Genomic DNA, 26,119 nt, shown 5'->3' with positions numbered 1-26,119 from the left:
GAGCAGGACCTCGCTGCCGATCGGGGTGAAGCCGGTGGCCAGGAAGGTGCGCAGGGAGCGGGCGTTGCCGGGGGCGACGGCGGCGAAGATCGGGTGGCCCGCCGGTATGAGGGTGAGCGCGTCGCGCAGGAGGGCGGCGCCGGTGCCCCGGCCGGGGTGGGCGGCCTCGATGCCGAGTTCGAGGCGGCCGGCCAGGCCGTGGGCGAGGGTGACCAGGCCGCGGTCGTCGCCGTGGACGCGTACGGCCCCGCGGGTCTCGCGGGCGAACCGTACGCGTGGATGCCGGTCGGCGTCGGTGCGCTCGGGCAGGCGCGGAACTCCGCCCGTGCCACGGGCGACGAGCGTGACGTCGATGACGCCGACCCAGCCCCCCGGCCCGGCCAGACGACGCAGGAAACCGGGAGCCAGGCAGGCACCGTATCCGTCGGGCCGCTGGGGCTCGATGTCCCGGTACGGCAGCGCGGTGGCGATCACGGCGTGCCCGGTGAAAGCCACCGAACACTCCAGCCCACCTGGTAACGCCGGAAGCACGGTGGCCCGGCCGTCCGCTGCGGGGAAACGGCCGTCGGCGGCATTCAGGAGGTAACGAAGTAGCGGGTGTTGCTCTGACATGTCCGCCTTCGGGGCATAAAAAGATCGATGCCTCATTGTCGGCGGTCAGACGGATGACCGCGCTCCGGCCCTCGGCTTCCACCCGGAGCGCGGCCGTCTGTCGTCTACCGATGATCGCCGGCATCGGCACATGGCCGTATACCGCGAAATCGGCAGTGGTCAGGCGGCCGGATGGACCGCCGTCACCACTCCTTGCCGTCGCCGTAGGCGCGGGCCCACAGCGCGACCTGGAGCACCACGGACTTGAACCACGCCTGGAACATCGCCTCCACCTGCTCGGCGGAGTGCCCCTTGCGCTCCAGGAAAGGCCGGATGGTGGCCGTGATCGGGTAGATCAGCCCGATGACGTGGCGCAGCGCCACGTAGGACGGGGCGTTGGCCGAGTCGGTGTGGTTCTTCTTCGCGGTCGTGTGGCGCAGGCCGATCTCGTGCTGGTAGTCGAGCCAGCTCTGGTCGTACGGCCGGCGGCAGGTGTCCAGAATCCACTGGCCGAAGCGGGCCCGTACGCGGGCGAGGTACTGGTCCACCGGCTGCCCCTCCGGGGTGGAGAAGGAGGCCAGCAGGTGCGGGTTGGCGCCGACGAAGCCGTACCAGACGTCCAGGACGTCTTCGACCTGGCTCTCCAGCACATCGCCCGCCAGGCGCAGCGCCGCTTCGTCCTCCGGGCCGAACAGCACGCTCGCCCGCAGGTCCTTCAGGTCGTCAAGCGTGACCGGGGAACTCGCGGCGCTGCCATAGGTGTACCCCTCGATGACCGTCACCGATCCTCCTCATGTAGTTAGGACTCCTATGTTTATAGTTGGCATCATGGACCACACGGCACGGCAGGGTCAAGGAGGGCACGCATGACGAACTGGCTAGTGGTGCAGCACATCGACTTCGAGGGGCCGGGAAGCATCGCGACCGTCGCGGCGGAACGCGGCGTCTTACTCGAAACGCGCAAGCCGTACCTCGGCGACGCGCTTCCCTCTGTGGACGAGATCGACGGCCTCGTGGTGATGGGCGGCCCGATGGGCGCGCTCGACGACGCCGAACACCCGCATCTCGCGACCGAGCGGGCGCTGCTCGCCGAGGCGGTCAAGCGCGGGATGCCGGTGCTCGGCGTCTGCCTGGGCGCGCAGCTCATGGCCGCCGCGCTGGGCGCGGAGATCTTCCGGGGACCGGCCCCGGAGATCGGCCTCGGCACGGTCTCGCTGACCGAGGACGGGTTTCGCGACCCGGTGTTCGGCCCGGCGGGACGGCTGCTGCCGGTGTTCCACTGGCACGGCGACACGTTCACCGCGCCGCCCGGCACGGTACGGCTGGCCCAGTCCGCGGACTACGCCAACCAGGCGTTCCGGGCCGGGGAGCGGGCGTACGGCCTGCAGTTCCACGTGGAACTCGACGGCGGCCTGCGCGACGCCGTCACGCCGCACCTGCCGGAGGGCGTGAAGCTCGACCCCACGGAGGCCGATGTCGTCGAGTCGACCGGGCGCGCGCTCCTCGGCCGGCTGCTGGACCGGCTGCTGTCGTGAAGGCGCTCAGGAAAGTGCGCGTGTGATGAAGGTGTTCGTGTGATGAAGGTGCTCGCGATTTACGTCGGCCGGGTCGGCTCCCTCCAGTGGAAGGGCCGGCCCGTGCCGTCGGGCTTCGTCAAATCCCCCGTACGGGGGCCGGTGAAGCTCAGCGTGGACGGGCTCGACGGCGACGAACAGGGCGACCTGCGCCACCACGGCGGGCCGAACAAGGCCGTGTGCGTCTACCCCAGCGAGCACTACCCGCATGTGGAGGCGGCCTTCGGCGGGCGGTTCGGCCCGGCGGGCTTCGGGGAGAACTTCACCACGGAGGGGATGGTCGACTCCGAGGTGATCATCGGCGCGACGTACCGCGTCGGCACCGCGATCGTCCAGGTCAGCCAGCCCCGGCGGCCGTGCTACAAACTCGCCGCCCGCCACCCCGAGATGCCGAACGCCGAACGACTGCCCACCACCCTGCAAGCGATGTCCCGTACCGGCTTCTACCTGCGCGTGCTCAGCCCGGGACAGGTGGCCGCCGGGCAGTCCTTCCACCTGCTGGACGCCCCCGCCCACGGTCTGACCACCGCCGAAGTGAACCGGGTGATGAACGTCGACCGGCGCGACCTCGACGGGGTCCGCCGCCTGCTCACCGCCCGCGACCACCTGCCCGGCCACTGGGTGGACACCCTCACCGCCCGCCTCACCGACCACTACGACGACGACTCCGCCCGCCTGGAGGGCGCCTGATCGAATCGGGGCGGTCAGGTGGTGGACTGTAGGAAGCGGGTGACAGCCGAGGCTTCCGTATCGATCAGGGCCTGAACCTGCGACGACAGGGGCTCGAACGCGTCCACCTCAACACGGCGTCCGGCGTCGCGGCGGGTCCACGTGGCGATGGCCAGGCCGTCCGCGAGGACCGTGGGGCGGATGACGCCGCCACCCGGCCGGCTCCGGCCGAGGTGAGCGGCGGGAATGGACGACTCACTGGTGCGGTAGCCGACGAGGTAGTTGTCGTAGGCAGGCAGCAGCCGCACATCCGGGGTGGCCGGAATGCCCGGAGGTTCCGCTTTCCGTCCGGCCGGTACGCTCAGCGTGCCGTACTCGGTGATCGAGCCGGTCCGCGCCACCGTCTTCCAGGCTCTGCGGGCCAGGGTGATCGGCAGGCCCGACCAGGCGGCGAAGTCGTTCACCCCGGCGGGCGCGTGGGCGCGAAGGTAGTGGCGGGCGAGTTCGGCGGCGGCGGTGTCCTCCTCCCACGCCGAGCCCCCAGCCGAGCCCCACGCCGGGTCCCCCGCGACGGCCGGCAGCCAGTCATCGAGCAGGACATACGTCGCCTCATCACCGCGTCGAGGGCCGTGACAGAGAACTCCGGTGAGTGTCGCGTGGCGAATCAGATGGAACGGCGCCTGCCCCTCCGGCCGGACGCCGACGGCGGCCAGGTGCTCCGTCAGTTCGGCCCGGGTGAGCGGTCCGTGCGTGGCAAGAACACGTCGGAGAAGCCGGTCGGCGCGCTCACGCGTTCCGCCGTCCAGGCCGAGCCGGTGATAGCGGCTGCCGGTCGCGGCGAGGATGCGGGGAGCGAGCAGCCGCAGCAGCCGGCGAGCGTCCGCGCTGGGGACGGTGTGCAGGGTTCCGCGCATGAACCAGCCGCGGACGATGCTCCGCTCATCCTCGTAGGCCGCCCGGACGTCCTCCGCGCTGATGTCCCGCCCCCGTACTCGGATGCCCAGGTCAGCCGCCGTGGCGTCCTGCGCCTGGATGGCGAAGACCCGCCGCACGACGGCCTCGGCGGAGGTCTCCCGGACCCCGTTGGCCAGGGCTTGCGCGTGGGCCCGCATTCTGCGGATGAGTTCCTGCGTCAGCATCGGATGTGCCGCCCCCCCGGCAGCGTCAGGAGACGGTCGCGTGAAGGACGTCGGCGAGCTCGCCGGGCGTGGACAGCATCGGCCAATGCCCGGTGGGCAGGTCGAATCGCCGCCACGGCGGCTGGTTCAGGAACGCCGGCATCGGCACCCCGGCATCCAGCAGCGCCCGGAAGTCGTTGCAGGCGATCAGCACGCGGTCCACTCCGGACCCCGGCTCGGTCAGGCCGGTGAGCCGCTGCTCGTAGGTGCCGAACGGCTGGGGCACGGCCTTCGCGCGCATGAGGTCGCGCTGCTCCTCGCCGAGCCCCTCCAGGCTGCCGAGCGAGCCGAGAACCTCGAAGGACGGCACCGGCAGCCGCCACCCCTCCCCCTGGTCGGCGACCTGCTCGCTCAACTGCTCCGCCGCCTCCGGCGGCATGAGGTCCAGCATGCCCATGCCCTCGGCGAACGGGGCGCTGTCCAGGTAGACCAGACGCTCCAGCCGCGATCCCAGGCGCCCGGCGGCCCCGGTGGCGGGAGCGGCTGCGTAGCTGTGCGCCACCAGGGTGACATCGTGCAGGCCGTGCTGGTCGACGGCCGAGACGATGTCGTCGATGTGGGTGTCCAGGTTCGTTTCCGCGGTCGCCTGGCCGGCGCGTTCGCCGAGGCCCGTCAGCGTCACCGGCAGCACGGTGTGGCCGCGCTCCCGCAGCGCACGGGTGGTGCCCTCCCAGGCCCAGGCACCCAGCCAGGCACCGGGAACGAGTACGAAAGTAGCCACGTGATTCTCCCCTTCGAGGTGGTAACGCGAGCGTAGAGTTAATACAGGACAGTTTCCGCCCTGTTATTGCGAGTGATCCATGTCTCATCCCCTGACGCGCGTGCTCGCCCTGCTCGAACTCCTCCAGACGCACGCGGAAGTCACCGGCACCCAGCTCGCCGACCGCCTGGGCACCGACGTCCGCACCGTGCGCCGATACATGGCACACCTGCGGGAACTCGGCATTCCAGTGGAGTCCGACCGCGGCCGCTACGGCGGCTACCGGCTGGCCCGCGGCTACCGGATGCCGCCCCTGGTGCTCACGAATGACGAGGCCCTCGCGGTCGTCCTGGGGCTGCTCGCCGGAGAACGGCTGGGCATGAGCAGCACCGCACCGGCCGGCGCCGGCGCCCTGGCCAAGATCGAGCGAGTACTGCCGCAGGCCCTGCGGGAACCGCTCGCCGCCATGCGCGACACCCTGTCGTTCACCGCCAACACGGTGAACGCTCAGACTCCGGAAACCGGCGTCCTGCTGGCCCTGGCCCAGGCCTCACGGTCCCAGCGAAGCGTCGCCCTGCGCTACCGGTCCTGGCGTCAGGAACACAGCGAACGCGACCTCGACCCGTACGGCATCGTCTTCCATGGCGGGCGCTGGTACGTCATCGGCCACGACCACCTGCGCGACGGCGTGCGCACGTTCCGCATCGACCGGATCGCCTCCATCACCCCCCGCGACGCCACCTTCACCGCCCCGGCCGGCTTCGACCCGGTCACCCACCTCACCGCCGCCCTGGCGCAGGCCCCCTACCGCTGGCAGGTGGAGATCCTCATCGACGGCCCACTCGGTGAGATCGCGCGACGGCTACCGAACAGCATCGCCACCCTCACCGCCCAGCCCAACGGTGTCCTGATGCGCGCCCGGGCGGAACGCCTGGACGGCATGGCCCACCTCCTCGCCTCCCTGGAATGGCCCTTCACCATCCACAGCCCCGATGAACTGCGCCAGGCCCTCAAGGACCTGGCGAGTCGGCTCACCGCGGCCGCCGAACCACAACCGGAGGCCGTGTCGCGGTAAATCCCGGATTCGCCGCGACAGTGGCACGCTCCTGCTGGATACCGGTCAGGCGGTGGTGAAGGAGATCCACACATCCGGGGGAACATCGGGCCGGTCCGGGAGCGGCCGGCGTTCCTCCGTCCACGAGTCGCCGGCGATCTCGGTGGCCAAGAGTGACCATCGGCCCGGCTGAACAGCCGATCCATTCTTCAGGGCGCGACGCGACTCCGGCACGTCATCCGGTACACCACATCCGGCCGTTAGCCGTTCCGGTGCAGGAAGCGGTCCAGGCCGGTCCGGACCCCCTCGGTGGGGACGGTGGCCGCGAAGGAGGCCGCCTCCACCGCCAGGGCCTCGTCGATGGGGAGGTTGAGGCCGCGGGTGACCGCGCGCAGGCAGGCCGTCACCGCCGTGGGCGCGTGCCGTACCACGCGGGCGGCCAGGGCGCGGGCCGCGCCGAGCAGGTCGGCGGCCGGTACGACGGCGTTGACCAGGCCGATCTCGGCCGCCCTCGCCGCCGGGATCGGGTCGCCGGTGAGGATCATCTCCAGCGCGCGCTTGCGCCCGACGTGCCGGGGCAGCCGCTGCGACCCGCCGAACGGCGGCGGGAAGCCGAGTGTGATCTCCGGCTTGGCGAACCGCGCGTGCTCGGCGGCGACGGCCAGCGGGGCGGCCTCCACGATCTCGCAGCCGCCGCCGTAGGCCAAACCGTTGACCGCGACGATCACCGGCTTGGGGAACTCCTCGACGCGCCGGGTCAGCCCGTGGCCGCGCCGGACGATCTCACGCAGCGCCCGTTCCGGGCCGCCCGCGATGCTGGCGGCCAGTGACGGGATGTCGGCCCCCGCGCTGAACGCCCTGCCGCCCGCGCCGGTCAGGATGACCGCCCGCACGGAGTCGTCGGCCTCGGCGCGGTCGAGTTCGGCGAGCAGCGCGTCGATCATCGGGTAGTCCAGGGCGTTGAGCTTGGCCGCCCGGTCGAGGGTGAGGGTGAGCAGGTCGCCTTGGTGGTCGCGCCGGACGCTCATGCCGGGTGCTCCGTTTCGCCGGGGACATGAACGCGTCCAGGCTAGGAGCACCGATCCAGGACGATCCAATCATCGTCCTAGATACACGTAGGGTCGGGGGCATGCGCCCGCCGTCGTACAAGGCCATCGTCGAGGAGTTCGCCGCGGCCATCAGGTCCGGCGCGCTGCCCGGCGGCACCCGGTTGCCGCCGCACCGCGCCCTGGCGCGCAGCCGGCGGATCGCGCTCGCCACCGCCACCCGGGTGTACGCCGAGCTGGCCGCGCTCGGGCTGGTCGTGGGGGAGCCGGGGCGGGGCACGTTCGTGCGGGTGCTGTCCGGCTACGACGGCCTGGACCCCTCCCGCGCGCTGCCGGTGCCGCGCGTGGCCGACCTGTCGTTCAACCAGCCGCTCGCGCCCGGCCAGGGCGACCTGTTGCGGCGGTCGCTGCGCGCGCTGGCCGCCTCGGGCGACACCGAGGCGCTGCTGCTCCAGCACCCGCCGGGCGGGCGCGGCCCCGACCGGGCGATCGTGGCCACCTACCTGCTCGGCCGCGGGATCGACACCGTACCGGACACCGTGCTGCTGACCAGCGGCACCCAGCAGGCCTTGGACACGGTGCTGCGCGGGCTGACCCGCCCGGGCGACGTCGTGGCCGTGGACGCGCTCAGCTATCCCGGCATCAAACTGCTGGCCGCCGCGCACGGCCTGGACCTCGCGCCGGTACCGGTGACCGCGTCCGGCCCCGACCTCGACGCGCTCGACCGGCTCTGCCGTACCCGGCGGATACGCCTGATCTACACCATTCCGACCGTGCACAACCCGCTCGGCTGGGTGCTCGATCACGAGCAGCGCGCCCGCCTGGCCGGCACGGCCCGCGCGCACGACTGCGTGATCGTCGAGGACGGCACCTACGCGTTCCTGGAGGCGGCCCCGCCGCCGCCGGTACAGGCCCTCGCCCCCGAGCGCACCTGCTACGTGGCCGGGCTGTCGAAGAACGTGGCGACCGGGCTGCGGTTCGGCTTCGCCGTGGTGCCGCCCCGGTACGCCGGGGCGGTCACCAGGGCGCTGCGCGCGGCGGCGTGGGGTGCGCCGGGGCTGATCACCGCGTTGGTCACCGGGTGGCTGGCGGACGGCACGGTCGAGCGCCTGGAACGCGCCCGCCGCGAGGACGCCGCCGCCCGCCAGGAGATCGCCCGGGACGTACTGGCCGGGGTGCGCGTCACCGCGCACCCCGCCTCTTACCTGGTGTGGCTGGAACTCCAGCCGCACCAGCGCCCCGACCACGTCGCGGACGCGCTGGCCGGGGCGGGCATCCTCGTCTCGACCGCCGACGCCTTCGCCACCGGCGCGTACCGGCCGCACGCGCTACGGCTGGCCCTTGGCACACCGCCGCGCGACGAACTCGGCCCCGCGCTGCGCCGCCTGCGACGGACCCTCGACGAGGTCCCCATGTGATGCGCCTTATGTGATGCGGCTTATGTGACGCGCCCGCTCACAGGCTGCGCAGATAGGCGAGGGACGGCATGAAGAAGTACTCGCCGCCCTTCATGGTGATCGTCTGCGCCACCTGCGGGATCGAGGGCGACAACTCCGGCTGCCCCCAGACCTTGGGGAACGTCACCTTGATGTCCCGCTCCCCCTGACCGATCACCGGATCATGGCCGGTGCCCGGGGCCGGGAACTCCGGCTCGTTCGCCCACTTGTCCTGGGTGAACTCGAACTGGTCGAGCAGGCTGTGGTTGAACGACATGAACAGCAGCCCGACCCCCGAACTCGGCCGGTTCTCCGGCGGGGAGTCGTCGGTCGGGTCGTCGATGCGCACGCCGTAGGTCTGCCCGCGCCGGACCATCAGCACCTCCCGCCCGAACGACCGCGGGTTGCTCTTGCGGATGTGGCTGCTGACCGGGCACTTGCTCCCCGGATCGGCGTCGAAGTTGAAATCGTTGCTCACCGGCCCGCCCGCGGGCAGCGGCTTGTCGGTCAGCGGCGTGCCGTCGCGGAAGCGGCCGAACAGCATCGCGCCCGCCCGGTCGCGGTCCGCGCCGACCAGGCCGAGCTCGTCGGCGAGGTCGCGTTCGATCTGGTGGAACGCGCGGACGTCCTGCTCCAGCTTGCGGAACACCAGGTAGCTGCCGTGGTGGGCGGCCGGGTTGGGCGCGAGCGGGTCTTGGGCCAGGATGTTCTCCAGCGGGAGCGCCGGGTTCCAGTGCTCCTTCGGTTCCTTGTCCACCTCGTCCTTGACGAACAGCGGCTGGCTGCGGCCGTCCACGTAGCCGAAGTGCTCGATGCCCTCACCGGTGGCGTTGTGCATGCCCCGGCCGGTCTCCTCGCCGAGCACCCGGGCCGATCTGGGCAGCTCGCCGATGATCTGCCTGCGGAGCCGCGCGACCGGCTCGGGCCGGGCGTCGCCGATCAGGATCACGGCGTGGATGTCCTGCTGATAGGCGTTCTCCCATTGGTCGGCGGGCGGGTCGTTGATGACGGCCACCCGCCGCTTCATTCCGTCGCGGAAGACCACGTCGGTGAACTTTCCGACCTCTACTTCCGAATGACCGAGATCCCGGTATCCGGCCTTGCTAATGCCGACCCCCACGTAAGGAGTGCCGCGCCTGCCGTTAAGGTTGAAGTCGCGCACTTCGGCGAGGTGCTTACGCGCCGACTTCACCTTCCTGGCCAGCCCGCGGAGATACCGCCGGCCTTCCCTGGCGTTGTTGAACCGCACGAACAGCACGGATAGGTGCTCGCGCACATGGGCGCGCAGGATGTTCGCCTGCAGATTGTCGAGCATCGCCTTGGTATCCGCGTCGAGCGTGGCCGAATCCCAGGCCAAGGGTTGATCGTTTTTCAGGTCGACGGGCATGCCGTCTCCTTCCCCCTGTGTTGATGCGTGCGATTTCACCCACTGGGTGTAACCGGGCCCCCTACGCATTCCCCACTTGTTAGGACTCCCGGGGGAGCGGATTTGTTTCCGCAATTCGGGAAATCCCGCTTTTTTCTTTTGCCGGTATAATGGTGCGGATCGGGCCGCGCACCGCGGCGGCGACCATGCACGGGGCCGCCGCCGAGGGGTTCGCCGTGACCGGCGGTCAGCCGAGCCTGGCCAGCCGGTCGAACTGCTCGTCGCTCAGCCGTACCTCGGCCGCGCCCATGTTCTCCTCCAGGTGCGCGATGGACGAGGTGCCCGGGATCGGGCACATGATCGGCGAACGATGCAGCAGCCAGGCCAGCGACACCTGCACCGGCGTCGCGCCGACCTCGGCCGCGACCTCCGCGAGCGGGCCGGTGCGGGCGGCGTGCGCGCCGGAGGCGACCGGCTCCCAGGGCACGAACATCAGACCTTCGCGCGTGCAGTAGTCCACGACGTCCTCGTCCGTGCGCGCGCGCACGTTGTAGCGGTTCTGGACGCCGACGATCTCGACCGTCTCGCGCGCCGCCTCGATCTCCGCCACCGACACCTGCGACAGCCCGACATGGCGGACCTTCCCCTCGGCCCGCAGCCGCGCCAGCACCCCGAACTGGTCGGCGGCCGGCACCTGCGGGTCGATGCGGTGCAGCCAGAACAGGTCGATGACCGGCAGGCGCAGCCGCCGCAGGCTGAGTTCGACCTGCTGGCGCAGGTACTCCGGCCGCCCGAGCGGCAGCCACTCCCGCGACGAGGGCCGGGACTGCCCCGCCTTGGTGCCGATCAGCAGCCCATCCGGGTACGGGTGCAGCGCGCGGGCCAGCATCTCCTCGCTGGTGCCCGGCCCGTAGGAGTCGGCGGTGTCGATGTGGTTCACGCCCAGCTCGACCGCCCGCCTGGCCAGCGCCAGCGCCGCCTCCTCATCGGCGGGCGGCCCCCAGGAGTGCGGGCCGGTCAGGTGCATCGCGCCGAAGCCCAGCCGGTTGATCTCCAGGCCGTCCCCGATGGTGATCGTGCGCGGTGTCATGTCAGGTCCATTCTTCACGGGTGCGTCTCTTCGGTATGCGTGCTGACCTGATCATGCACGGTCCGTCGGCGCGCTCGCATGGAATCGGGCACACCCAACACGCGGAATCGGCCGCGCCCCGGCTCTGCGAGCAGTGCGCTCGGGGCTCCTTGCCGGCATGGAGAGCGGCCTGTGCCCGTATCGGGTCTCGCGTATCGCCGGAATTGGCGGCGGCCATGACACGATGCGCCCCGAATAATGATGCTCTCCGTGATTTTACAGTTGTAAAAAGCAGTGGTGGGCGGCCATGCCGTGCTTCCTTGACATATCCCGGTATGGAGATCCGGCCGCATGGTCATGACGATTGAGGTGATTTGTGCTAGGAGTGGAAGGTCGCCTTATGAATTAGGCGACGATGAGCCGACAGGAGGACCTGTGTCGCACCCCCCACAGAACCAGGTCTCGGCAGCGAGCGTGTTCAAGCCGCCGATTCCTTGCCCGACGCGCGACCTCGGAGCGCGCCGATGATACGGAAAACGATCACCGCGACAATTGCCCTGGTCACCGCGGCCGGACTCGGCTTACCGCCGGGCTCGGCGAACGCGGCCCCGACACCGAACGCCACCAATCGCGCACCCGGCGATTCCACCCGGGCACCCGTTCAGCCGCCCGCCGCCCCGAAAGCCGGGGCGCAGAAATCCGCGCCGCGCCCCGCTTTGGTCACGCTGGTGACCGGCGACCGGGTCAAGCTGTACGCGCAGCGTGAATCCGGTTCCAGCTACGAGATCGAGCCCGGCCCGGGCCGGGACAAAGTGCGATTCACCGTCCGCGAATTCGACGGTCACCTGAGCGTTTTCCCGGACGACGCGCTGCCGCTCGTCGGGCGCGGACTTGTGGACAAGCGGTTGTTCGACGTCACCCAGCTCGTGGCGTGGGACTACGACGACGCGCACAGCGCCCAGGTACCGCTGATCGTCCGGTCCCCCGCCGCGCCGAGGCTCGCCGCGAAGGCGGCCAAGGGCGGCTGGCACAGCGACGCGCTCGACCTTTCCGCGCTGGAGGTCACCAAGAACGGCGCGGGGCAGGCGTGGAAGGAGCTGACGGCGGGCGCGTCCGCCCGCTCGCTGGCCGGGGGCGTCAGCAAGATCTGGCTGGACGGCAAACGCGAGCCGCTGCTCCACCAGAGCACCAAGCAGATCGGCGCACCCGCCGCCTGGAAGCGGGGCCTGACCGGCAAGGGCGTCAAGGTGGCCGTGCTCGACAGCGGCTACGACTACCAGCATCCGGGCATCGCGGACGCCGTCACCGATTCGGCGAACTTCTCCTTGGACCCCAATCTCTGGGACATGATGGGGCACGGCACCGCCCTGGCCTCGATCGTCGCCGGGTCCGGGAAGGGCGTGGACGGCGACAAGTACCGAGGAGTGGCCCCCGGGGCCGAACTGGCCATCGGGAAGGTGTCCAGCGGCTCGGTCGAGTACCGCGACTCGGCCATCCTCAAGGGGATGGAATGGGCGGCCGGCGATGCCAAGGCCAAGGTGGCCCTGCTTTCCATCGGCACGTCCCTCGACAGCCAGGAGCCCGACCCCCTTGAGGAGGCGGTCAACACCCTCACCGAGCTGTACGGGACGCTGTTCGTCGTCGCCGCGGGCAACGGCGGTCCGGGCAAGGCCACGCTCAGCCGGCCTGGCACTGCGGACGCCGCGCTCACCGTCGGCGCGGTGAACAAGAGCGACATGGTCGCCGACTTCTCCGGCCGGGGGCCGCGTACCGGCGACCACGCCGTGAAGCCGGACATCACCGCGCCCGGGGTGGCGATCACCGCGGGCACGGTCACCGGGTGGGGCCAGGACGGCCCCTACATCGCGCAGAACGGCACGTCGATGGCCGCGGCGCACGCCGCGGGCGCGGCGGCGCTGCTCGCCGAGGCACATCCGGACTGGACGGCGGAGCAACTGAAGGGCGCCCTGATCGGGACCGCCGCCTACCACCCGGAGTTCGGCGCCTACGAGCAGGGCGGCGGGCGCATGGACGTGGACAAGGCGACGGCGACGCCGTTGACGGCCACCCCCGGCAACCTGTGGGCGACCCTGCCGTACGGCGAGGACGCCCTGACGGAGAAGACGGTCACCTACACGAATTCGAGCGACAAGACGCTCTTCCTCGACCTGCGCGTGGAGAGCGCGCAGCCCGGCCTCGACCTGCCCAGCGGGCTGCTGAAGCTGTCCACCCACCGGGTGAAGGTGCCCGCGCACGGGACGGCGTCGGTGAAGCTGGCCATGAACCGCGAGAAGGTCGAACCCGGCGAGTACCCTGGCGTCCTCGTCGCGTCGGCCGGCCAGGACATGCTGCTGCGGACCCTCGCCGGGACGTACGTCGAGCCCGAATCGTACGACGTCACCTTCAAGGCGATCGACAGGGACGGTGATCCATCCGACGCGTCCGTCGCCCTGGTGTACGACCTGGAGCGGAACTGGCTGGAGAGCGTGCCCCTCTACCAGGGGACCGGCAGCGTCCGGCTGCCCGCCGGAGACTGGACGGTGCAGGGGACCATCGGGTCCGAGGCCGTGAAGAACTACGAGAGCATTCTCGTCCACAGGTCGATCCGGGTGGACGCCGATCACCGTGAGGTGGTCATGGACGGACGGCAGGGTGAGAAGGTCACCGTGACCTTGGACGATCCCGACGCCATGCAGCAACCGGTGGCGGTCGAGTCCATCAGCCACGTGGGCGCGGGCCGGGAGTTCAGGTTGACGCGGCACGATCGGATCGGGCCGGACGCGGGCATATTCGTCATCCCCGTACGCATGGAAGGGGCGAGCTACCGGTTCCACAACGCCTGGTTCAAGAGAACCGCGGACGAGGACGTCCGATATGACCTGCTCAAGGAACACCAGGGCGGCCTGCCCGACCGCCCGATCTACGACTTCGCCGTCAAGGACCTGGCGAAGATCACCATGGTGACCCGGGGAGCGGGCGTGGCGACCGGGGGCGGCGTCGTGGCCAGGCCCTCGGGCTCGTACTCCTTCGAGTCACCGGCGCGGTTCCCGGGCAAGGTGATCAACTACCGGACGATCATACCCGGGCTCACCTGGGACACCACGCTGAGCCCCGGGACGGGACACAGCATGACGAGCCTGGGCCAGTACGTCATCGACAAGTCCATCACCGAGGTCTGGAACCGTGCCGTCTATGGGCCAGGCGAAGCGTACAGGTACGACTACGGCCTGGTCAGGACCGGTAACGAGTTAAGATTCACCGGCGGCAGGCAGTATTCCGACTCCGAGCGCTACCGGATCGGCATGGACATGTCGACCCAGGGCGAGGCGACGCTCTCCTCCGGCGGCAAGGTCCTCGAACACGTCAAGTGCGTGTCACCGAGGGGCGGTCTCGCGTGCGGGCTTGAGGCGACACTGCCTGAGGAGCCAGGGGTCTACACCGTGAAGGAGGTCAGCACGCGTAACGTGCTGTTCTCCAAGCTCGGGACGCGGGTGGAAACGAGCTGGACGTTCCCGTCGTCGAGCACCTGGACGGCCACACCCATCCCCCGGCTGTCCGCGCGAATCACCCCGGTCGGCCTGGACGAACTCAACCGGGCCAAGCGCACGGTGAGCACTTCGGCCGGCATCACCATCGACTGCATCATGTGCAATGCCCCCTACTGGATCAAGCGCCTCAACCTGGAAGTGTCGTACGACGACGGCGCGACCTGGCAGCAGGTGCCCGTCCGGGGCATCAGGTCGGACTTCTCGGCCGTTATCAAGCCGGTCGGCAAGGGGGACTTCGCGTCCCTCCGCCTGACGGCGATCGGGTACAACGATCTGCACTTGACCCAGACGGTCATCCGCGCGTACGGGCTCAAGGACTGAGAACGAGTGTCCCCGCCCCGGATATCGCCGGGGCGGGGACCGTTCATCCGCGGGAGGTCACTGCGTCAGCACGCTGACACCGAAATCGGTGATGGCGGTGGACACCGGCTGGAACAGCAGCTTCGTACCGGTGACGGCGCTGACCGAGCCCACCGCGGTCGCCTTGCTCCCGGTCGGCGTGTAGATGGGAGCCCCGCTGTCACCATGGGTGACGGGCGGCTGGCCGTTGAGCGGGGCGGCCTCCATCAGGTTGTGGACCGTGGTGGCCTCGCCGCGGGAGTTCGGGATCACGGCGGTGTAGATGTTGCCCGTGACTTGGAGGTTGGAGATCTGGCCGCTCATGGCGCCACGGGTGGTGACCACATCACCGAAGTAGGCGTAGCTCCAGTCGCCGACGGGCAGGTCGGGATGGATGTACGCCTCCGCGGCCGCGTCGATCAGCAGCAGGTCGTGTCCGGCGTTCTTCTCGGACACGGTGCCGACCACCTGGCCGTTCTGCTGGAACTCATCGCCCACCTCGGCGCAGTGCCCGGCGGTCAGCAGGTAGGTCTGGTTGTTCTTGGTGACCGGAAATCCGCTGGTACACGTCCTGGGCTGGATCCCGTCAAAGTTGGTGATGGCCTCTCCGGCGTGGAAAGGCGGCCCGATCGCCGGGCCCGAGGTCAGGGTGGGAACGTCGCGCTCCTCGAGCGTGTACGGCACGTTCACCGGCGGTAGGCCCAGGTTGTTCCGGTCGGCGTCCTTGCGGATGAGCACGATCAGGCCGCTGGAGTCGGGGACGACCCCCACCCCGATGACCGGCCCGTTCATGTTCGCCTCGATGTGCCGGCTGATGATCTCGACCTGGCTCTCCAACTCGGCCCGCGAGTAGGCGGCGGGTCGGATTTCGACCGTTGCGTGTTCGCGCGCCTCGGCCAGTGCGGGATTGAGGGAGGCGGGCGGGGTGCCCTTCCAGAACAGGTGCAGGGCGGTGTCGGTCACGACGATGTTGCCGTAGCCGCTGTTCGCGCCGTTCTCCACGGCGGTGCGGATGATCCGGGCGGCCTTCAGCACGCCCTGGCGGTCCGCGGCGCTCTTGGCCGGCCGCGGAATCTGGTAGGTGATCGTGTGCGCGCCGGGTTCGGGGGCCGGGGCCGGGCTCGCCATCGCGCCGGTGGCGGACAGGGTGAGTCCGGCGGTACCGGCCAGCGCGATGACCGCGAAAGTGAGTCTGTTGCGCACCGGAGTTTCCTTTCGGAAAAGGAGTGGGGGGAATTGAAAGGTCCCCGGCGAGCGGAGAGGCTACCCGCCGGGGAGGGTGACTGGGATCAGCCGGTCATTGGAATGGTGTTATGCGTGGATTTTCTTCAGCGTTGTGCGCGGATGAACGGTCAGTTCACCAGCGGGGAGATGCCGAAGTCGACGATCGCGTTGGTGAACGGCGCGAAGAACAGCCGGGTTCCGCTGACCGCGGAAGCCGAGCCCTTGGCGGCCGCCTTCACACCGTAGTCGGCGAAGATGGGCGCGCCACTGTCGCCACCGGTCGCCGGGGGCAGACCGTTGACCTGAACGGTCTCGATCTGGTCGGTGATGGTGGTGAGGACACCGAAGGTGTCCTGGACCGTCAGGGTGTAGACGTAGCCGGTCACCTGCAGGTTGGGAACGGTGCCGCTGCCCGAGCCGGAGGACTTCACGTACTCACCGACGTAGACGTAGTCCCAGCCCGCGACGGCCCGCTTGTTGTTGGTCGTGGGGGGACCGTCGTAAATGTTCCCGGCCGAGGGGGCCTGGATCAGCAGCAGGTCGTGCGACTGGTGCTCCTGGGTCGCCGAGCCCACCGTGGTGGTGCCGTTCCTGAACTGGTTGCCGACGTTGCCGCAGTGTCCGGCGGTCAGCAGGTAGGTCTGGCCGTTCTTGGTCACCGGGAACCCGCTGGTGCAGGTGTACTGCGCCCCGGGGGCCGTGTTGTTGAGGACGTGGCCGCCCGAGAACGGGGGCGTGTCAGCCTGACGCGAGGTCAGCTCCGGCACGGCGCTCTTCTCGGTCGTGTATTCCACGTTCACCGACGGGATGCCGAGGTTGCCCGGGTTGGCGTTCTCCCGGATGAGCAGGATGAGGCCACTCGCGTCCGGGGCGAACCGCACCCCGATGACCGGGCCTTCGAGGTCGTTCTTGATGTCCTGCGCGATGACCTCGGCCTGGCTCCTCAGCTCGGCGTCCGAGTAGTCGGCGGGCAAGACCTCGACCGGCGCGTGGTCCCGCGCCGAGGCGAGGTACGGGTTCAGGCTGAGGGGCGTCTGGCCCTTCCAGAAGAGGTGAACGCCGTCGCCGCTCACGACAATGCTGCCGTAACCGGAGTTGATGCCGTCCTCCACGGCGCCGCGAATGATCTTCGCGGCCTTCTGGACGGCCTCGGGGTCGACGACGCTCTTCGCCTGGCCCGAAATCTGATAGGCGGACGCCGGCGTGTTACCGCCGGCCTGGAGGGTTTGTGCCTGGCTGGCCGTCGCACCGGCCACCGGCAGGGTGAGCCCGGCGGCTGCGGCGAACGCGACTAAGGTCAAAGACAGTCTCTTACGCACCGAGTAGTCCTTTCGGATTCTCACATGGGCGTATTACCCGTGTAACGGATCCCTGCCTCTGTGAAACACCGGTGCCATGAAGGGCACGCAAAGGCAGGGCGAACGACGGTTACTAGATGACCACTCCCCGATATGACCGTTCGGCCTAATGGCTGCTGTCCCGGATCAGACAGTACATAGACATGGCGAAATCTTCAAACAAGTTCGGGCGGCGGCCTTTCTGGCTTTCTTTATCGGCCCCCTGTACCTCTGAATCGATTCATAGGGATATCCCTACAATGGGAAGTGATCTACTCCAGTAAGGGAACCCAAACCTTACCTCGATGGTAAGGATCGGTCACCGAGGGAATTTGCGATGACGCGAAGAGTGGGCGCAGGCCGATATCGGCTCGGAGTCAGACATTGAGTTATGACCTTCGTCACATGGCGCTTCAGTGCAGGGATTGCGCATTCCGGCGGCGGCTTCGCGGCGTGCGGCCGCTCATGCGAATGCGCAGGTAAACGGGCTGGGACCGATTGATAAAACGGTCCACATTGTCGGCGCAACGAACATTTGTTGGCCCGGAATCATGATTTACGGCCGACCGTGCAATGAGTCCATTTCGTTATAATGCGCGCGGCGAATCGGCGGAATGTGACTATGGTGTGCGCTGGGAATCTGTGCTCTCCGGACTTCTCGCCGCGACCGGGCGGGCCGGCATGAGCAGCAGTCCGGCGATCACCGCCGCCACCAGGAGGGCGGTGCTGCCCAGATAGGCGAAACGGAATCCGCCGGCGGCGGCCTCCTTCGGGCCCGTGCCCGACGCCAGCAGGGCGCCGGTCTGGGTGGCGGCGAGGGTGGCGAGCGCCGCCGTGCCGATCGCGGAGCCGAGTTGCTGAACGGTGTTCAGCAGGCCGGAGGCCACGCCGGTGTGCTCGGGCGTGCCGACGGACATGGCGACCCCCACCAGGGCCGGTACCGCGCCTCCCATGCCGATGCCCGCCAGCAGCAGCGCCGGGAACACGTCGGCGAAGTACTCGCCGTCCACCGGCACGCGCGCCGGCAGCGCCAGGCCCAGCGCGGTGATCACCAGCCCGGCGGCCAGCACCGGGCGCGCGCCGAACCGGGTGATCAGCCGGGGGCCGAGCCAGAGTGTGACGACGGCGTTCGACAGGGGAGTGGGCACGAAGGCGAAACCGGTCATCAGCGCGTCCAGCCCGAGGACCTGCTGGAGGTACAGCGCGGTGAGGAACTGAAAACCCATCATCCCGGCCACCGTCAGCACCATGACGACGTTGCCCGCCGCCACCGGCCGGACGCGGAAGGCCCAGCGGCAGCAGCGGGGTGGCGGCCTTCGCCTGCCGGAGTACGAACCCGGCCAGCAGGACGGCCGCGAGCAGGAACAGCGACCGGCGCCCGGCCGCCGGGCCGGTGTCGACGATCACATAGACCAGCAGCATCGCCCCCGCGATGACCAGGACCGCGCCCAGGACATCGACGCCGGCCCGCAGGCCCTGGCCGCGGTCACGCTCGACGACCATGAACGTCGCCGCCACCACCATGATCCCGATGAGGACGTTGACCAGCAGGGTCCAGTTCCAGCTCAGCCCCTGGGTGAGCACGCCCCCGGCCAGCATGCCGATCGAGGCGCCCGCGCCCTGCACGAAGCTGAACACCCCGAGGGCCCGGCCCTGTTCGCGCTGCTCCGGGAACAGCGTCACGATCATGCTGAGCACGACCGACGAGGCCGGCGCCGCGCCCGCGCCCTGTACGGCCCGGAAGGCGATCAGCATGGCCTGGTTCACGGCGAGCCCGCACAGCAGCGACGCGACCGTGAACACGCACAGCCCGATGACGAACATCCGGCACTTGCCGACCAGGTCGCCGAGCCGTCCGGAGATCAGCAGCAGGCCGCCGAACGGCACCAGATGGGCGTTCACCACCCAGGCCAGGTTCGGTGTGGTGAAGCCCAGGTCGGCCTGGATCGCGGGCAGCGCGACGACCACGATCGTCCCGTCGAGCGCCAGCATGAGCATCGCCGGGCAGATCACGACGAGCGCGAGCCAGCGCGACCTGCCCGATACCCCAGACCCCTGTGACGACAGTGTCATGACCACATCCCATCTCTCCAACTGACCGTCAGTAGGACTGACTAACAGCGGGACGGATTAACAGCCTGATCGACGAGGCGCTAACCTCGGGTCATGACACAGCCCGAGCCCGACCCGTTGCCGAGCGGTCTGGGCGACAATCTGGAGTGGCTGATCGCCCAGTGCTTCCGCGCCCACATCGCCGCGCTGGAGCGGGCCATGTCCGGCATTCCGCACGGGCTGCGGGGCTATCAGGTGCTCTGCGCCGCCACCCACGGCAGCGCCCGCAACCAGGCCGAACTGGGCAGGCAGCTCAACATCGACCGCACGAGCATGGTCTACCTGGTGGACGCGCTGGTGACGGCGGGCATGGTGGAGCGGATGACCGATCCCGGCGACCGGCGCAACAACCTGATCTGCCCCACCCCCGAGGGGCGGGCCCGCTTCGCGGAGGCGCAGTCCGCGGTGACGGGCGCCGAGTCGGAGACGCTGGAGCCGCTGGCCGCCGCCGACCAGGACCGCTTCCGCGAACTGCTCCGCACGATCGTCGTCCACCACCTGGCCGCCGGGTGGGAGACCAACCCCTACGAGGCCGCGATCCGCACCGCGGCCAACGGCAAGGGGGGCGGCCGGTAGCCCCCGCTCAGCGGGTCGCGTGCCGCAATTCGCGCACCCCGAAGGCCGCCGCCGCCGCGCCGGCGAGCAGGACCGCCCACCTGTGCCATCCGGCGCCGGGCGGCGCCTCGACCGCCGGTGCGAAGTTGTCCGTGCGCAACATGGCTGCTTACCCTTTCGCTGGGAGACGCGTCTTGTGAGAGCACGCCGAAAGGCGTGGTGATGCACATCCCGTGGCCGCCGAGTTGCCGCTCGGCGGCCACAGTCGTTGTTCCGTCCCTTTTCCGGGCTAGGTGTCCTCCGGCACGTCGGGGAAGGCGACGAAGCACGTCATCACCTCCCGCGCGTCGGACACCTCCTCGCCCTCGTCGCCCTCGTCGCCGGGAGCGGCGTACTTGTTGAGCAGATCGAGGTATTCCAGGAAGAACCGTTCGAGCTGGGCCAGGGTGACCCTGATGGTGCCCCGGGAGTAGGGCTCGGCGTCACGCCAGTCGCCGAGCCGGTCGCGAGCCCGCTGGAACCGCTCGTGCGCCTCGGCGTACTCCGACGACCACAGCCGGTTCAGCCAGTCGAGCGCCTCCCGGCTCTCGGTGTCCTGTTCGCTGTAGCGCGGGAACCGCAGATCCCGCCTGGTGGCCCGCCACCAGCGCTCACGCCCCGACGCGCGCCCCGGCACCTCCTCGACGAACCCGTTGTCGGCCAGGACGCGCAGGTTGTAGCTGGTGCCCCCGGTGGTCACCCCCAGCTCCTTGGCCAGGCTCGTGGACGTGGCCTCGCCCCGCTCCAGGCAGCGCAGAATCCGCTGCCGCAACGGATTGGCCAGCGCCTTCAGTGCCGCCGGATCGGCGATCTCGTCCACAACGACACGGTAAGTCATGCACGACTAGTCATGCAATTCTTGCTACGCGAGTTCGCGGACGGCGGCCTGGAGGGCCTGCAAGGAGGGGATCGCGGCCAGGACGGCGGCGCGGTCGGCGGCGGGCAGGGCGGCGAGGGCCTGGTCCAGGAGGGCGGCCCGGGCACGTTCCACGCCATGGACGTTGCGGATCGCCTGAGCGGTGGGCAGTACGCGGGTGGCCCGCCGGTCCGCCGGGTCGGTCTCGCGCATGACCAGGCCCGCGGCGGCCAGCCGGCGCAGTGCCGCGCTGATGTTGCTCGGCTTGATCCGCAGCTCGGCGGCGAGCCGGCCCGGGCTCATGCCCGGCCGGTGGACGACCAGTTTGATGATGTCGACCTCGGTCTCCGGCAGCGGCGCGACGCCCGCGACGCGCCGCCCCGTGCGCATGAGGTCGCGGGTGAGGTCGCGCAGCGCCGACCCGAGTATCAGCAGGTCGGAATTTCGCTCCACACCCTCGTTGCTACCATAAGTTTACTTATGCCCGCATAATTATCGGGTGAGGGAGTCCACTCACGTGCCGCGTTCCGCGACGTCCCCCGGTGTGTCGGGCGTCCTCCTGGTCGTCCTGGCGCTGTTGTCCACGATGGCGCCGTTCGCGATCGACATCTATCTGCCCGCGTTCACCAGGATGGCCGCCGACCTCGATACCAGCGCCTCGGCCGTACAGCTCACGCTGACCACCTGCCTGATCGGCCTGGCCACCGGGCAACTGGTGATCGGCCCGCTGTCGGACCGGTTCGGCCGGCGCGGGCCGCTGCTGGTCGCGGCCGTCGTCGCCGCCCTCGCCGGACTGGCCTGCGCCCTCGCGCCGAACGTGTGGGTGCTCATCGCGGCGCGCTTCGTCCAGGGCTTCGCCGGTTCGGCCGGCCTGGTCATCGCCCGCGCGATCGTCGCCGACCGCACCGGCGGCACGGCCGCCGCCAAGATCTTCTCCCTGCTGGGCAGCATCGGCGGGGTCGCCCCGGTCGTCGCCCCGCTGGTCGGCGGCCTGCTGGTGCCGCTCGGGTGGCGCAGCGCCTTCTGGGCGCTCACCGGCATCAGCGTGGCCATGCTGATCGGCGCGCTGCTCGCGGTGCCCGAGTCGCTGCCGCCGGAACGCCGGCACACCGGCGGCATGGCGGCGACCGGCCGCACCATCCGGCGGCTGTTCACCGACCGGGGCTACCTCGGCTACACCCTCGCCCTGGCGCTCGGCTTCGCGGGCATGATGGGGTACATCTCCGCCTCGCCGTTCGTCCTGCAGAACGTGCTCGGGCTGTCCACCACGGCCTACACGATCGCCTTCGCGGTGACCTCCTTCGGAATGATCGTCGCGGGCCTGATCAGCTCCCGCCTGGTCGGCCGGCTGCGCGCCGAGACGCTGCTCACCGCCGGGCAGTGCGTCGTCTGCGCGCTGTCGGTCGTACTTCTGGCGCTGCTCATCCTGGGCCTGCCCGCGGCGGCCGTGCTGCCGGTGCTGTTCGTGCTGGTCTCCTGCACGACCTTCATCATGGGCAACGGCACGGCGCTGGCCATCGGCCGGGTGCCGTGGGCCGCGGGCACCGCCGCCGCGGGCATCGGGGCGCTCCAGTTCGCGTCCGGCGCGATCGTGTCCCCGCTGGTGGGCATCGCGGGCGAGGACACCGGGCTGCCGATGGGCGTCACGCTGGTGCTGACCGCCGTCCTCGGCCTCGCCGCCCGCCTGCTGGGCCGGGGCCTGCCTCCCATCGGCCGCGAAGAAGATTCCGATGAAGTCGTCGAGAAGGTGTCGAGAGGGTCCTGAGGTCTCCGACAGAGGGGGTGAAGGCGCGAAGAACACCCCCCGAAGGGCAGCACCATGAGCACCGCGATCACCACCGCGAACGCCCTGCACACCCTGGAGCCCCTGGTCGGCACCTGGATCATCGACGGGCCCGGCCTGTCCGGCACCGCCCGCTACGAGTGGATGGACGGCGGCGGCTTCCTGGTGCAGCACGTCGAGCTGGACAGCGACGGCGAGATCACCCGCGGGGTCGAGTACATCGGCCTGCACGCCGAAAGCGGCGAACTGCGCTCGCACTTCTTCGGGGCGAAAGGCGAGATTCTGGAGTACATTCACGAATTCACCGGCGATACCTTGACGATCTGGTACGGCGGCGTCGGCTCGCCGGCGAAGTTCGTCGGCACGTTCGACGCCGGTCGCCGCCGCAACACCGGCGCCTGGCAGTGGCCGGGTGGAGGCTACGAGTCGGACATGACGCGCGTGGAGGAGCCGGCCCGATGAAGTACATGATCATGACCTTCGGCGACGCGTCGGCGTGGAACACGCTCGGCCTCGGCGGCACGGAGGCGACCTGGTCGCAGGAGGAGGTCGCCGCGCACTTCAGCGCCATGTCCGACTTCTACGCCGACCTCGCCGCCTCCGGCGAGATGGTCACCGGGTTCGGGCTGGCCGACCCCTCCCACACCATGACGGTGGAGATCCGCGACGGACGGCCGGTCGCCTCCGACGGGCCGCTCGCCGAGGCCAAGGAGGTGCTGGCCGGTTTCGGGATCATCGACGTGGCCTCGCACGACCGGGCCGCCGAGCTGGCCGCGCGGTTCGCCGCGATCGTGCGGAGCCGGGTGGAACTCCGCCCGATCACGGACGACTCCGGCCGGGAGATGTGACCCTGCCCCGGCCGATCGAGGACCTGCTGCGCGAACTCGCGCCGCGGGTCCTCGCCGCGCTCACCCGCCGCTACGGGCACTTCGACCTGGCCGAGGAGGCGGTCCAGGAGGCGCAGCTCGCCGCCGCGGCCCAGTGGCCGGAGCAGGGCGTACCGGACAATCCGCCCGGCTGGCTGACCACCGTGGCCACCCGCCGCCTGACCGACCTGCTACGCAGAACAGGCCCGCAGGCGGCGGGAGCAGCAGGAGGCGTTCCGCGCGCTGCCCGGCGACCTGCTGGCCCCGGCGGCGGACGAACCCCGCCCGCCCGGCGACCAGGACGACACCCTGCTGCTGCTGTTCCTGTGCTGCCACCCCGCGCTGAACCCGCCCGCGCAGGTCGCGCTCACCCTGCGCGCGGTCGGCGGCCTGACCACCGCCGAGATCGCCCGCGCGCTGCTGCTCCCCGAGGCGACCCTGGCGCAGCGGATCAGCCGGGCCGAGAAACGCGTCCTGGAAGCGGGCGGGCGCTTCCGGATGCCCGGCGACGACGAACGCGCGCGCCGCCTCGACGTGGTGCTGCACGTCGTGTACCTGATCTACAACGAGGGCTACACGGCCACGGCGGGGGAGCCGTACACGCGGAGGCGGCGCGGTTCGAGGACACCGACTGGGCGCAGATCGTCGCGCTGTACCAGGTGCTCGACCGGCTCGCCGACAACCCGGTGGTCACGCTGAACCGCGCGGTGGCGGTGGCGATGCTGAGCGGCCCCGAGGCCGGGCTGGCCCTGCTGGAGACGGTGGCCGGCGACCGGCGGATGGCGGGCCACCACCGGGTCCACGCCGTACGCGGGCACCTTCTCGAACGCGCCGGCGCGCGGGCGGCCGCCGCCGAGGAGTACCGTACCGGGGCCCGGCTCACGACCAGCCTGCCCGAACGCCGCTACCTGCGAAGCCGCGCCGCCCGGCTGGACGTCGCGGACCCGGCCTGAGTCAGGCGCCGGCGGGGCGGGCGGCGAGCCACTGCTCCCGGGTGATCGCGTACTCGACCTCGCCGAGGTCGGTGCCGGGGAGCGGGTCGTCGAAGTCGAGGTGGAAGGTGCGGACGTACTCCATGCCGATGGTGGCCATGGTGGCCATGGTGGCCCGCGAGGCGGCGAGCCCGGCAAGCCGATGCTCACCCTGGTGGACGACGAAGAACTCGCCCGGCGCAAGGACCGCCGTGCGCCGCGCCCGGCGGAGCGGGGATGATCGATCCCGGCTGTGCACGATGAGGCGGACGCGGCGAAGGCGCGGGTGACCACGATGCGGGCGGAACCACTGCGGGACGCAGGGCGAGAAGCGGATGCGCTGGAACACGCGGCGGCCGTCTACGTCGAGTTGCGCCCGCGCCTTTTCGGCATCGCCTACCGGGTGCTCGGCAGCGTGGCCGAGGCGGAGGACGTCCTCCAGGAGGCGTGGCTGCGCTGGCAGAACACCGACCGCGCGGCCATCGCCAACCCCGCCGCCTTCCTGGCGACGGTCACCACGCGGCTGGCCATCAACGTCGCGACGTCCGCCCGCGCCCGCCGGGAGTCCTACATCGGGCCCTGGCTGCCCGAACCGATCGACACCAGCCTCGACCCGACGGTCGGCGCCGAACGCGGCGAAGCGCTCGAACTGGCCTTCCTGCTCCTGCTCGAACGGCTCACACCGACCGAGCGGGCCGCGTACGTGCTGCGCGAAGCCTTCGTCTACCCCTACGCGCAGATCGCGGACATCCTCCAGCTCACCCCGGCCAACGCCCGCCAACTGGTGAGCCGGGCCCGCAAACGGCTGACCGCCGCCCGGCGCGAGCCCATCGACAGGGGCGAACACCGCCGGCTGCTCAGGACCTTCCTGACCGCCGCCCAGACCGGCGACATCGCCGCCCTGGAAGACCTGTTCGCCGCCGACGTCGTCAGCACCACCGACGGCGACGGCGCCCCGGGGGCGGCGCGGTTCCCGCTGGCGGGCGTCGCGCGGGTGAGCAGGTTCCTGGCCGCCTTCGCGCCACGGTACTGGCCCGGCGCCCGGTTCACCTGGGTCGAGATGAACGGGCGGGCCGCCGTCCTCGTCCCGCGCAACCGCACCGATTCCACACTTGTCACCATCGAGGGCTCACCCGAGGGCATCCACCAGGTGCTGTGGATCGTCGCCCCGGCCAAACTCCGGGGGTTCGAGCGCTCCCGGTCCCGGGCGGGCTCCCCCGGCGGCGGGGCATGACCACCGAGCGCGGGGCCGGGTCGCTCCGGGAGATGCTCGACGAACGGCGGCACCTGCTGGAGATAGCGCGCTGGATGGTCGACTCGGCGGCGATGGCCGACCGGGTGGTCCAACGGGTGGTACGCCGGTTCGCCGCGGCCAGCGAGGCGGGCGACGCGGCGGCGCTGCGGGCGGTCCTCGCCGCGAACGCGATGGTCGTCAGCGACGGCGGCGGCCGGGTGCGCACCGCCGTCCGCCCCACGCACGGGGCCGACGCGGTCGCCCGCTTCGTGACAGAGCTGCTGGCCGGCCAGGCCGGCACCGAACTGTCCGTCGGACCGGTCAACGGACGAGCGGGCCTGGTACTGCGCCAGGCGGGCAGGGCGGTGGCGGTGGTCGCGGTGAGTGTCGCCGGTACCGAGGTCACTGCGGTGTGGATCGTGCTGAACCCGGACAAGTTGCGGCACTGGCATCGGGGGTGAGCGGCCTGCCGTTCACCCGCACCCGCGTCCCTGGTGGATGACGCCGCCCCGGATCGGCACGGTACTGCCCGCGCCGCCGCGCCCACAGGGCGTGCCCTGCCCGCCATGGCC

26 protein-coding genes and 2 pseudogenes are annotated in these 26,119 nt (G+C 70.5%); 13 read left to right on the top strand and 15 right to left on the bottom strand.

The window, feature by feature from the left end; genetic code table 11:
• Together C1I98_RS10265 and C1I98_RS10260 are read right to left on the bottom strand one after the other, a co-directional pair.
• A partial coding sequence (locus C1I98_RS10265; RefSeq protein ID WP_199536843.1) for a GNAT family N-acetyltransferase occupies positions 1 to 495 on the bottom strand: 495 nt, incomplete at its 3' end.
• Positions 496 to 794: 299 nt separating this feature from the next.
• Positions 795 to 1,373, bottom strand: coding sequence for a protoglobin domain-containing protein (locus C1I98_RS10260; protein WP_111166927.1), 579 nt, complete (start codon positions 1,371 to 1,373; stop codon positions 795 to 797).
• Positions 1,374 to 1,457: 84 nt separating this feature from the next.
• On the opposite strand from C1I98_RS10260, the gene C1I98_RS10255 reads away from it, so the two are divergent.
• Both C1I98_RS10255 and C1I98_RS10250 read left to right on the top strand, forming a co-directional pair.
• Complete coding sequence (locus C1I98_RS10255; RefSeq protein ID WP_111166926.1) at positions 1,458 to 2,126, top strand: type 1 glutamine amidotransferase; 669 nt, start codon at positions 1,458 to 1,460, stop codon at positions 2,124 to 2,126.
• A gap of 42 nt (positions 2,127 to 2,168) precedes the next feature.
• Entirely contained in the window at positions 2,169 to 2,855 is a 687-nt protein-coding gene (locus tag C1I98_RS10250; protein WP_111166925.1) for an MOSC domain-containing protein, read from the top strand.
• 14 nt (positions 2,856 to 2,869) lie between these two features.
• On the opposite strand, the gene C1I98_RS10245 is transcribed toward C1I98_RS10250, so the two are convergent.
• On the bottom strand, positions 2,870 to 3,973 hold the full coding sequence (locus C1I98_RS10245; RefSeq protein WP_111166924.1) for a winged helix DNA-binding domain-containing protein: 1,104 nt from the start codon (positions 3,971 to 3,973) through the stop codon (positions 2,870 to 2,872).
• 25 nt (positions 3,974 to 3,998) lie between these two features.
• Entirely contained in the window at positions 3,999 to 4,733 is a 735-nt protein-coding gene (locus C1I98_RS10240; protein WP_111166923.1) for an alpha/beta fold hydrolase, read from the bottom strand.
• Between the two features lie 79 nt (positions 4,734 to 4,812).
• On the opposite strand from C1I98_RS10240, the gene C1I98_RS10235 reads away from it, so the two are divergent.
• Positions 4,813 to 5,787 (top strand): helix-turn-helix transcriptional regulator, encoded by a 975-nt coding sequence (locus tag C1I98_RS10235; protein ID WP_111166922.1) that lies wholly within the window; start codon positions 4,813 to 4,815, stop codon positions 5,785 to 5,787.
• 239 nt (positions 5,788 to 6,026) lie between these two features.
• Here the strand turns inward: C1I98_RS10235 and C1I98_RS10225 are convergent, their stop codons facing one another.
• Positions 6,027 to 6,794 (bottom strand): enoyl-CoA hydratase-related protein, encoded by a 768-nt coding sequence (locus C1I98_RS10225; RefSeq protein WP_111166921.1) that lies wholly within the window; start codon positions 6,792 to 6,794, stop codon positions 6,027 to 6,029.
• Between the two features lie 101 nt (positions 6,795 to 6,895).
• Between C1I98_RS10225 and C1I98_RS10220 the strand changes: the two genes are divergently transcribed.
• Positions 6,896 to 8,230 carry an aminotransferase-like domain-containing protein gene (locus tag C1I98_RS10220; RefSeq protein WP_111166920.1) on the top strand — a complete coding sequence of 445 codons (1,335 nt, stop codon included), beginning with the start codon at positions 6,896 to 6,898 and terminating at the stop codon, positions 8,228 to 8,230.
• Between the two features lie 37 nt (positions 8,231 to 8,267).
• On the opposite strand, the gene C1I98_RS10215 is transcribed toward C1I98_RS10220, so the two are convergent.
• Both C1I98_RS10215 and C1I98_RS10210 read right to left on the bottom strand, forming a co-directional pair.
• Positions 8,268 to 9,635 carry a Dyp-type peroxidase gene (locus tag C1I98_RS10215; RefSeq protein ID WP_111166919.1) on the bottom strand — a complete coding sequence of 456 codons (1,368 nt, stop codon included), beginning with the start codon at positions 9,633 to 9,635 and terminating at the stop codon, positions 8,268 to 8,270.
• 226 nt (positions 9,636 to 9,861) lie between these two features.
• Entirely contained in the window at positions 9,862 to 10,704 is an 843-nt protein-coding gene (locus C1I98_RS10210; RefSeq protein WP_111166918.1) for an aldo/keto reductase, read from the bottom strand.
• A 707-nt stretch (positions 10,705 to 11,411) separates the two neighbouring features.
• On the opposite strand from C1I98_RS10210, the gene C1I98_RS10205 reads away from it, so the two are divergent.
• Positions 11,412 to 14,552, top strand: a complete 3,141-nt coding sequence (locus C1I98_RS10205) for a S8 family serine peptidase (protein ID WP_158557980.1) — start codon at positions 11,412 to 11,414, stop codon at positions 14,550 to 14,552.
• Between the two features lie 57 nt (positions 14,553 to 14,609).
• On the opposite strand, the gene C1I98_RS10200 is transcribed toward C1I98_RS10205, so the two are convergent.
• From C1I98_RS10200 to C1I98_RS45590, 4 genes and pseudogenes are all read right to left on the bottom strand, one after another.
• On the bottom strand, positions 14,610 to 15,773 hold the full coding sequence (locus tag C1I98_RS10200) for a chymotrypsin family serine protease (protein WP_111166916.1): 1,164 nt from the start codon (positions 15,771 to 15,773) through the stop codon (positions 14,610 to 14,612).
• A gap of 149 nt (positions 15,774 to 15,922) precedes the next feature.
• Positions 15,923 to 17,095: a chymotrypsin family serine protease gene (locus tag C1I98_RS10195; RefSeq protein ID WP_111166915.1), complete on the bottom strand. Its 1,173-nt coding sequence runs from the start codon at positions 17,093 to 17,095 to the stop codon at positions 15,923 to 15,925.
• Between the two features lie 656 nt (positions 17,096 to 17,751).
• Complete coding sequence (locus tag C1I98_RS44965) at positions 17,752 to 18,402, bottom strand: MFS transporter (protein ID WP_267898034.1); 651 nt, start codon at positions 18,400 to 18,402, stop codon at positions 17,752 to 17,754.
• 163 nt (positions 18,403 to 18,565) lie between these two features.
• Positions 18,566 to 19,123: pseudogene (locus tag C1I98_RS45590) on the bottom strand (MFS transporter); the annotation flags it as partial.
• A gap of 174 nt (positions 19,124 to 19,297) precedes the next feature.
• On the opposite strand from C1I98_RS45590, the gene C1I98_RS10185 reads away from it, so the two are divergent.
• Positions 19,298 to 19,819 (top strand): MarR family winged helix-turn-helix transcriptional regulator, encoded by a 522-nt coding sequence (locus C1I98_RS10185; RefSeq protein WP_111166914.1) that lies wholly within the window; start codon positions 19,298 to 19,300, stop codon positions 19,817 to 19,819.
• Between the two features lie 7 nt (positions 19,820 to 19,826).
• On the opposite strand, the gene C1I98_RS44955 is transcribed toward C1I98_RS10185, so the two are convergent.
• The 3 genes from C1I98_RS44955 to C1I98_RS10175 form a co-directional block, all read right to left on the bottom strand.
• Positions 19,827 to 19,961 carry a hypothetical protein gene (locus tag C1I98_RS44955; RefSeq protein ID WP_267898032.1) on the bottom strand — a complete coding sequence of 45 codons (135 nt, stop codon included), beginning with the start codon at positions 19,959 to 19,961 and terminating at the stop codon, positions 19,827 to 19,829.
• A gap of 126 nt (positions 19,962 to 20,087) precedes the next feature.
• Positions 20,088 to 20,657 carry an ArsR/SmtB family transcription factor gene (locus tag C1I98_RS10180; RefSeq protein ID WP_199536841.1) on the bottom strand — a complete coding sequence of 190 codons (570 nt, stop codon included), beginning with the start codon at positions 20,655 to 20,657 and terminating at the stop codon, positions 20,088 to 20,090.
• Positions 20,658 to 20,699: 42 nt separating this feature from the next.
• Positions 20,700 to 21,146, bottom strand: coding sequence for a MarR family winged helix-turn-helix transcriptional regulator (locus tag C1I98_RS10175; protein ID WP_111166912.1), 447 nt, complete (start codon positions 21,144 to 21,146; stop codon positions 20,700 to 20,702).
• A gap of 46 nt (positions 21,147 to 21,192) precedes the next feature.
• Here C1I98_RS10175 and C1I98_RS10170 point away from each other — a divergent pair, with 46 nt between their 5' ends.
• The 5 genes and pseudogenes from C1I98_RS10170 (at position 21,193) to C1I98_RS45310 (ending at position 24,041) form a co-directional block, all read left to right on the top strand.
• The gene (locus C1I98_RS10170) at positions 21,193 to 22,458 is read left to right on the top strand and encodes a multidrug effflux MFS transporter (protein WP_233507656.1); all 1,266 of its coding nucleotides are present in this window, start codon (positions 21,193 to 21,195) and stop codon (positions 22,456 to 22,458) included.
• A gap of 54 nt (positions 22,459 to 22,512) precedes the next feature.
• The gene (locus tag C1I98_RS10165; RefSeq protein WP_111166911.1) at positions 22,513 to 22,938 is read left to right on the top strand and encodes a hypothetical protein; all 426 of its coding nucleotides are present in this window, start codon (positions 22,513 to 22,515) and stop codon (positions 22,936 to 22,938) included.
• Positions 22,935 to 23,324: a YciI family protein gene (locus C1I98_RS10160; RefSeq protein WP_111166910.1), complete on the top strand. Its 390-nt coding sequence runs from the start codon at positions 22,935 to 22,937 to the stop codon at positions 23,322 to 23,324. The genes C1I98_RS10165 and C1I98_RS10160 overlap by 4 nt, the downstream gene beginning before the upstream one ends.
• A pseudogene (locus tag C1I98_RS45315) lies at positions 23,321 to 23,533 on the top strand (sigma factor); the annotation flags it as partial. The gene C1I98_RS10160 and the pseudogene C1I98_RS45315, both read left to right, overlap by 4 nt.
• A 52-nt stretch (positions 23,534 to 23,585) precedes the next feature.
• Positions 23,586 to 24,041, top strand: coding sequence for a sigma factor-like helix-turn-helix DNA-binding protein (locus tag C1I98_RS45310; RefSeq protein WP_306461851.1), 456 nt, complete (start codon positions 23,586 to 23,588; stop codon positions 24,039 to 24,041).
• A gap of 255 nt (positions 24,042 to 24,296) precedes the next feature.
• Here the strand turns inward: C1I98_RS45310 and C1I98_RS42730 are convergent, their stop codons facing one another.
• Positions 24,297 to 24,572 (bottom strand): hypothetical protein, encoded by a 276-nt coding sequence (locus C1I98_RS42730; RefSeq protein WP_199536840.1) that lies wholly within the window; start codon positions 24,570 to 24,572, stop codon positions 24,297 to 24,299.
• Between C1I98_RS42730 and C1I98_RS10140 the strand changes: the two genes are divergently transcribed.
• Both C1I98_RS10140 and C1I98_RS10135 read left to right on the top strand, forming a co-directional pair.
• Positions 24,567 to 25,547 (top strand): RNA polymerase sigma-70 factor, encoded by a 981-nt coding sequence (locus C1I98_RS10140; RefSeq protein WP_233507654.1) that lies wholly within the window; start codon positions 24,567 to 24,569, stop codon positions 25,545 to 25,547. The genes C1I98_RS42730 and C1I98_RS10140 overlap by 6 nt on opposite strands.
• The gene (locus tag C1I98_RS10135) at positions 25,544 to 26,008 is read left to right on the top strand and encodes a sigma-70 family RNA polymerase sigma factor family protein (RefSeq protein ID WP_199536839.1); all 465 of its coding nucleotides are present in this window, start codon (positions 25,544 to 25,546) and stop codon (positions 26,006 to 26,008) included. Before C1I98_RS10140 ends, C1I98_RS10135 begins: the two co-directional genes overlap by 4 nt.
• The last annotated feature ends 111 nt before the right edge of the window (positions 26,009 to 26,119 follow it).

Origin of the sequence: Spongiactinospora gelatinilytica (assembly GCF_003236385.1) — a bacterium.
Lineage (GTDB): Bacteria > Actinomycetota > Actinomycetes > Streptosporangiales > Streptosporangiaceae > Spongiactinospora > Spongiactinospora gelatinilytica.
The sequence above is the reverse complement of the archived record's forward strand: the minus strand, read 5'-3'. Positions and strand labels throughout refer to the sequence as shown.